Consider the following 7,670-nt stretch of genomic DNA (forward strand, 5'->3'; position numbering starts at 1 on the left):
TCATCCCCCTTGCGAGCCTCGGATGGATCTGCACAGGTTTTGGGCTTCACTTTCGCTTTATCGAACGTCCGGCTTTTTCTTCTAATGGCTTATCTGGCCATCTGTGTTTGGGGTAGCGGCCCTTCATATCCTTAGCGACTTCAAAGTAAGAGCTGTTCCAAAAGTTAGCGAGATCACTGGTGGTCTGGATAGGCCTCCTGGCCGGTGACAGCAATTCAAAACGTAAGGGAACGCGACCTTCAGCCAGGGTCGGAGAGCTTAGCTCGCCAAACACCTCTTGAAGCACAACTGAAACTGTTGGGCCTTGGTCACTGTCGTAGCGAATTGGAACACGTTTCTGACTTGGTGTTTGGTAATGCGTTGGGGCTTCGCTTTCGATGCGCTGCTGATCATTCCAGTCCAGGCAGCTTTTCACTAGCTCAAGAATGTTTACTTTTTTAAGTGCGTTCATACTGCTGACGCTAGATAAATAGGGTAGCAGCCAAGTCTCGATATCGTCGATTAAGCTTTGTTTTGACAAGCTTGGGAAGTTTTCAAGGTGTTGTCCTAGCCAGCTTGCTCGGGCCAGCCAGTCATCGCATTGCTGCGTCCAGTTTAAAACGCTTAAGCCTTGTTTCTTGACCAGCTGAGCCAGGCATTGGGTGAAGGCATCGTTTGGAATATTGCTGATGACTTGGCTATCTATGGTAATCGCGCCAATACGGGTTTGCATAGAGCCCGTTATTTTCTGCGTTTTAGGGTTGATCTCGAAACGTTCTTCTTCGTTGATATGCTCGGACAAGACTTCGAGAGCTGAGGCTTTGTCAATGGCTGCCGCGCTATAAATCCGGCCCTCTTTCTTCTGTGCATCGCAGTCAGCAATGACTAACCAAGGCTCATCAAAGAGTGAATCGTCTTCGTTGAGGTAAGCGCCTTTACCGTTCGCCATCAAATATTTGCCGTCTCCTGCTTGGCGCTGTTTGGCCAGTCGCTCAGGGAAGGCGATGAGTAAGAGTTTGCCAAGGTCTGCAGGGTAGATAGTCGGCTCAATATCTGCTTTCGAAGCGGCTAATTTTGCTAATTGCTTTTGCAGCGACTGAGTGCTTGAGAAGGCTTGCTCGACTCGTGAACGATGGAAGGCGTAGTCTTTAAGGGACTGTGCTTTGTCTCGGCCAAAATCCGACAGCGCGTTGAGACGTCTGGATATGTCGGTATCTCTATTATGGAGAAAGATATCTTGTTCAGAAAGCAGAGCGGCTAAGTTGCAAGCGACACGCTGATCTTCGGGCTTGTCGGTGCTTAACAACATACTTGCAAGGCGCGGGCTAACAGGTAGCTTTGCCGCGAGCTTGCCCAGTCGGGTGACCTGAGCTTGTTGATCCAGCAAACCGAGGTCTTTGAGTACTTGCATCGCGGCATTGTAATGCGCTTCCGGAGGCGCCGTGAGCCAGGGGATGCTCTGGTAGTTGTTATTTCCCCAAAGGCATAATTCTAAGCCGAGCTGAGTTAAGTCACTTATGCAGATTTCTTCGCTTTGAAAGTCACTCAGAGACTGTTGTTTGCTCTCGCTCCATAAGCGAATACAGTGGCCAGCCTGGGTTCTGCCTGCACGGCCCTGACGCTGTTCGGCCGATGCTTTGGATATGTACTTGGTTTCCAGACGACTCATACCGGAGCCAGCGTCATAACGCATTTGACGTTCAAGGCCACTGTCAATGACGCAGCGAATCCCTTCGATGGTCAAGCTGGTTTCGGCGATATTAGTGGCGAAAATAATCTTTCTTCGGCCTTGCTCGTCTTTCTGCAGAGCCTGCTCCTGTTTCTGAAGGCTTAGCCCGCCATAGAGTGGCAGAAGTAGCAGGTCATTGTCGGAATAACGTTCTTGCGCACTGGCTAGGCAGCGCTTAATTTCACCTTGGCCGGGGAGGAAGACCAGAATATCGCCGTGTGCATCATCTTGAAGCGCGCTTCGGATGGCTCTGAGAACTTGCTTATCGAGGTATTCATTAGGACTATTGGCGGCTTGATAGTCAGTAGCTACCGGGAATGTTCGCCCCGGGCATTCTACGATGGGGGCTGCGTTCATATAGTGTGAGAGCATTTGTGTATCGATGGTCGCAGACATGACCAGGAGCATCAAATCATCTCTAAGCGCTTGTTGAACTTCGAGACAAAGCATTAGTGATAAGTCACTATGAATTGAACGTTCGTGAAACTCATCGAAGATCACCAGGCCAATATCAGATAGCTCCGGGTCCTGCTGTAATCGTCGGGTGAGAATACCTTCAGTAACGACTTCGAGAACGGTGTTTTGCGACACATTTCGATCATTCTTGATCTGATAACCTATGCGTTCACCGACTTTCTCCCCAAGCTGTTTCGCGAGGTAGTAAGCAATGGCCTTAACGGCTACACGGCGAGGCTCCAGTAAAAGAATCTTTTTCCCTTGAAGTGCCAAGTCCTTGAGTAAGGCCAAAGGTAAAGCGGTTGATTTTCCCGCACCGGGTTCGGCTTGAAGTACTAATGCCTTATGTTCGCTCAGTTGAGCAATCACTTGAGGAAAAAACTGGGAAATGGGTAACAAAGACAGGGCTCCAGAATGACAGGCTTGCGTCATTTTATAAGATCCTGAGCGCAATAAAAGCCTTTAATTAAGTGAAACAGCAGCTTGTCTGGTTTTGTCAAAACGGGGTTTAGCGACTATATATAGTATCGAGTGAAGAACTATATATATAAAATCGGGTTAACAGCTCTATTTGGAGAATGATAATAATGCTAAAAAGAATTGCCCTATTTGTTACCATATTGATGCTGTTTTCTTCCCAGGGTTTTGCTGGTGGCGATGCACCTTATCCGGCCGACTGGCGTTCCTGGACATCGGTTTCTACCCCCTTGACCAGTATCGGTGCTCTACCAGGCTGTGACGCAGATGTAAGCAGTTTACCGCCTATTTATCAGGGAACGGTTGAGACATATTGCGGTGTTAGGCCAGAAGGCCCTGGTGCCGTTTCGGTATTGGTCGAGCCAAGTAAGACGGAGAGTTACAAGACCAAAGATGGAAAAATGGCCGATGGTGCATCGATGATTCTTCACCTTAAGGAATTAGGTATTCTTCTCGTTACTGGCCACAAAAGTGGTGACGCAGTTTATAGCGTTTTCAAAGAGGATGGAACGGACATTACTGCAGCGGACCCTGCCTCACCCTTGAGTGTAGAGACATGCTCGACTTGTCACTCAGGCTATGAAGCGTTTTGTGTCAAAGGCCAATGTGCTAGTGGGCAATAGCCGTAATGGTTTCTAAGTTATCAAGGACGGGTAAGTGACGATATGAACAAGCTATTCCAGATAGGCAATATTTTACTGCTATCGTTTATGGGTTTCGCTCTAGTGATTGTGTTATCACTTAGCTGGGTGCTCTACAGCAGTATGTACAATGCTGAAAGAGATAAGCTGATTCAGGTTAGTGAAGCTAGCCTAAAACCAATCGTTAATTTAGCAACACGCAGTGTCAATGGTGCCAACAAAATGAAACTGCGTAATAAAGATGCGCAATCTTTGTATGCGTCTTCAGGTTTGCTTTATTTGAAAATAGAAGGGATGTCTAAAGCGAGCCCCGCCTAGGCGTTTGCGAAAGCTCAGCCACCTCGTGCAATGGAATATGAGTACAGGGCTGAAATCGGGGGCGTGCAGCAAGCTTCTATAGACGAACTGCTCGCCAGTACTCATAAGCAATTTATTGATACAGAAGACTATTTATTTTTAAGCAGGTCGCCTCTGGATGAGGTGGAAAACGGAGCGCAAATTACGGCAGTATTTTCTGTGCTTAGTCTAGAAGGGATTCAGCGTCATATCTTGAAGGAAATGGCCTGGCCAGTGTTAGTAGTGACTGTGTTAGCTGCGATCTGCGCCTTACTTATCGGCCGACACATCTCCAAACCGATCTCTGATGCTTCGAGACAAATCAGCCATATTAGTCATACCTTAGATATGGGGCTCCGTGTTGAGTCCAGCTCACCCGTGATAGAAATAAATGGCATGGTACTAACCTTCAATAAATTTCTAGATCAAGTCGAAGGAATCATTAAGCAGTTAACTGAGCTGGTTGATCATATTAGCGAGGCATCAGAGTAATTGAGCTCTTTGACGATTAATACTCAAGATAGAATTAATCAACAGAAAGACCAATCTGAACGCGTTGCGACAGCGATTACACAGATGAGTGTGGCAGTATCTCATGTGACGGATAACGCGCATTCGGCAGCGGAAGCAGCGAAAGAAGCGAACTCCGAGGCCGAATCCGGGTCCCAAGTTGTTAATGTTGCGGTATCGGTGATTGATCAGCTAGCTGAAGGTGTCGAACATACAGCCGAGACCATACAGCGTGTTGAACAGGATACGCACAACATAAGTACCGTGTTAGATTTTATTCGAGGCATCGCTGATCAAACAAACTTACTAGCCTTGAATGCCTCCATCGAGTCGGCTCGTGCAGGAGATAGTGGTCGCGGCTTTGCCGTCGTTGCAGATGAAGTGCGTACCTTGGCGAGTCAGACACAGAAATCGACTGAAGAAATTCAGCACTTGGTTCAGCAGCTACAGGCGGGTACCGAAGGTGCAACTGAGTCAATAGCTTTAGGCCAAGAAATGGCTAAAGACAGCGTGGAAAAAGCTCGAGACGCTGATAATTCCTTGCAAGCAATCACCCGAAGTGCTCACACGATCAGTGATATGAATGCGCAAATAGCGACGAGCGCAGCAGAGCAAGCAGAGGTGACAGAAAGCGTTAGCCGAAGTATTAATGAGATTTCTGAGCTGTCAGAACAAATTGCTACTGACTCCCATAACTTTGCCAATTCCAGTGCACAGCTTGGTGAGCTAGCCGCTCAACTTAAACAGCACATCGAAAAGTTTAAATTGGGATAAATCCAGCGTTGGCAGAGGGTTTCATCCCTCGCTGGATTAACCCTGTGCTTGCCCGCTTGCGAGCCGAGGAAGGCTGTGCATACATCTATGCTGCGAAGTGTTTTTCATCCAGCAGAAGCTAATCGAATAATCTCTGGATAACCCTTTTCCACCAACGCCTCTTCATTACTCTTATAAAATCCACGTAGCTTAAGAATGCGATGCATTTCAGATAGTCGATAGCTGGGAACGGTTGGGAGCAAATGATGTTCGCAGTGATAGTTCACATAATTCGGTGCAAACAGTAAACGCTCCCACCAGTTGGCGATGGTTGTACGTGTCGTGTGGCGAACATCCTCTGAGGCAAGTGCTGGCATGGCGCCGTGCTCGGCGATTTGACGAACTCGAATGATGAAGGGATGAGTAAAAATATAGGCAATCCACCATAAAGCATAGAGGCTGGCATGTCCGCTCGCCGCCAAGATACTAAAAAATATAAGGTGGAAACTGACGACGTGAAGGTAGTTTCTAAGTCCCATTTTCCAGCCAGCATCTGTTCCGATCTTATCGCTGTTTACACCCAAGGAAACGGCATTTCCAGCACGCCCTGGAAGTACATAAAATAACAAAGCTGATGTTGCCTTGAGCCCAGATAAACCAAGAAAGTCACGAATGATCTTGCGCTTAAAGCTATCTTTGCTAACCGGGTATTGAGCAATGTTACCAACATCGGGGTCTTCGTCGGTTCCGGTTTTAGTGTGGTGAGTAAAGTGATAAGGACGGTAGAAGTCGATAGGCACAAGTACCGGAATACCTGCCAACCAATGGCCAACCAGGTCATTCTGCTTTTGGGTGGAAAAGAATGAGCGGTGAGAGCATTCATGCAGAAGTATACCAAGACCGAGTTGCCGTCCTCCTAGAATGAATAAAGCCACTATGACGGTAATGATATTTGGCCAAACAGCAACGATAAAGAAAGCAAAAGCGATGAGTAGCCAGTTGAAGGCAAACATTAGATAAGCCCTTAGGTCAGAAGCAGATTTCAGGTAGCGAATTTGGCCAACCGATAGGTAATCGCTAGCTTTTTGCTTTACCGTTTTTGCTGAATCGCTTACTGAACTCATATCGACCTCGTATTTATTGTGCATCCTATACTTTTCATACTAGCAGCAATAACGGTATTCAATCAATAATATGAATTTGTATTCATTTTATTTGTAGGTGAGTACCAATTTTTTGAATGTGTTGGAACTATCATGTTCTTTTGAAGTCATAACTACATATGCGTATCCCTCATATTGAGGTATAAGAGATAGGAGTTGCCCGCGTGTACGGTTCTAAAGTGCGACGTTTTACAGGCTTGATGGTATGTCTTTTGTTGAGTGTGAATTATATGGCCTCGGTAAATGCTCAAGAACGAAACTTACGTTTTACCAGCTCAGATGAGCCAGGCAGTCTGATTGAGCTTTACACTTCACAAGGTTGTAGCAGTTGCCCTCCAGCTGAACGATGGATCAGTAAGTTCAAGCACGATAAGCGTTTATGGAAGTCACTTTTCCCTTTAGCCTTCCATGTTGATTATTGGGATTACATCGGTTGGAAGGATGAGTTTGCCAAGGCTCAATATGGCAATCGGCAGCGCCTTTATCAGCGTCTAGGTTTAATTAGACAAGTCGCGACTCCGGGATTTATTGTGAGTGGCAAGGGCTGGAATGGGTGGTTTCGGTGTCAACGCTTACCCCAGGCACAGAGGGTAGAGGGTCTAGGTGGTTTACAGATTGATATTGATGGACGCGAGGTGTTAATTCGCTATACCACCAAGATAGAAGCAGAGCAGGATAAGTCGTTCAAGATCAATATAGCCTTACTCGGCTTTGATATGCTCTCAAACATTAATGCTGGTGAAAACCGCGGCAGAAATCTACAGCAAGATTTTGTTGTACTGTCCTTACACCATGAGTTTTTACTCAGCAAGAAAGATACTGCTAGTAGGCAGGAGTTGTGGAGCAGTCGGCTTCGATTGCCGGAAAGTGTTGATCGCCTCGGTGTAGAGATGGCATTGCTAGGCTGGACTACCAAGGGAGGTGAGTTAAATCCATTACAGGTCACAGGAGGGTGGTTGTAATGATAATCATTATCAATTAATGTATTTGTTATTAGTTAGATAAATACCGAGGGAAAGTATATGCCTAAGTTGATAGATGATAACTGGATTGTGATTACTTCACTTGGAATGGCGTTGTTCATGTGTGTACTTGCTCTGGTGTTCCCAATCTCTTATTAAACCTTTCTTGCAGAATTGCAGGGTTAAATCGTCGTGTCGCTTTAACGTTAATAGCTTCGTTTGTCCTACTGATAGAACTGTGTATTTAAGGTTTTAGGTAGCATTAGGGTGATGAGGTAAGCATTAAATAGTATTCAGCGCTTTACAATTAGTGAACCCAATCACTTATGAAAGTACTAGGATCAATATATGGAAGTATTTGCAGACTATCAACTCACGCTACTCATTGTTGGACTGACCGGCTTATTGCTGCTCACCCAAATACTTGTTTCTGACGCAGCATCAATTAAATTGAAACATACACCGGGTTATCCCGTCGAAGCTGATCACGCTAGATTTTTATTTCGAGCCTCTCGTACTTATTCAAATACCAATGAGACGATCGCGGTATTTATCCTGTTTGCTTTGTTTGCTGTTTATAGTGGTGCCGATGCAAGCTATATCGACGCGTTTTCTGTGACCTATTTTGCTGGGCGTGTGATGCATATGTTGTGCTATTACGCGA

General features: G+C 46.1%; 8 protein-coding genes. 6 read left to right on the plus strand and 2 right to left on the minus strand.

The window, feature by feature from the left end; all coding sequences use genetic code 11:
* Window positions 1-46 precede the first annotated feature (46 nt).
* Window positions 47-2,596 carry an ATP-dependent helicase HrpB gene (hrpB, locus tag A3729_RS30105; protein ID WP_197476300.1) on the minus strand — a complete coding sequence of 850 codons (2,550 nt, stop codon included), beginning with the start codon at window positions 2,594-2,596 and terminating at the stop codon, window positions 47-49.
* 155 nt (window positions 2,597-2,751) lie between these two features.
* Between hrpB and A3729_RS30110 the strand changes: the two genes are divergently transcribed.
* Genes A3729_RS30110 through A3729_RS30125 form a run of 4 tightly spaced genes read left to right on the plus strand, consistent with a single transcriptional unit; the run spans window position 2,752 to window position 4,902 of the window.
* Entirely contained in the window at window positions 2,752-3,264 is a 513-nt protein-coding gene (locus A3729_RS30110) for a hypothetical protein (RefSeq protein WP_068507760.1), read from the plus strand.
* 42 nt (window positions 3,265-3,306) lie between these two features.
* Complete coding sequence (locus tag A3729_RS30115; protein ID WP_068514376.1) at window positions 3,307-3,600, plus strand: hypothetical protein; 294 nt, start codon at window positions 3,307-3,309, stop codon at window positions 3,598-3,600.
* A 30-nt stretch (window positions 3,601-3,630) separates the two neighbouring features.
* Window positions 3,631-4,110: a methyl-accepting chemotaxis protein gene (locus A3729_RS30120; protein WP_068514378.1), complete on the plus strand. Its 480-nt coding sequence runs from the start codon at window positions 3,631-3,633 to the stop codon at window positions 4,108-4,110.
* Entirely contained in the window at window positions 4,111-4,902 is a 792-nt protein-coding gene (locus A3729_RS30125) for a methyl-accepting chemotaxis protein (RefSeq protein WP_068514380.1), read from the plus strand.
* A 104-nt stretch (window positions 4,903-5,006) separates the two neighbouring features.
* Here the strand turns inward: A3729_RS30125 and A3729_RS30130 are convergent, their stop codons facing one another.
* The gene (locus A3729_RS30130; RefSeq protein ID WP_068553719.1) at window positions 5,007-6,005 is read right to left on the minus strand and encodes a fatty acid desaturase family protein; all 999 of its coding nucleotides are present in this window, start codon (window positions 6,003-6,005) and stop codon (window positions 5,007-5,009) included.
* A gap of 203 nt (window positions 6,006-6,208) precedes the next feature.
* Here A3729_RS30130 and A3729_RS30135 point away from each other — a divergent pair, with 203 nt between their 5' ends.
* Together A3729_RS30135 and A3729_RS30140 are read left to right on the plus strand one after the other, a co-directional pair.
* On the plus strand, window positions 6,209-7,006 hold the full coding sequence (locus A3729_RS30135; RefSeq protein ID WP_068553718.1) for a DUF1223 domain-containing protein: 798 nt from the start codon (window positions 6,209-6,211) through the stop codon (window positions 7,004-7,006).
* Window positions 7,007-7,354: 348 nt separating this feature from the next.
* On the plus strand, window positions 7,355-7,670 hold a 316-nt coding region (locus A3729_RS30140; RefSeq protein WP_068634582.1), incomplete at its 3' end, for an MAPEG family protein.

It is taken from the genome of Oleiphilus sp. HI0043 (assembly GCF_001634935.1).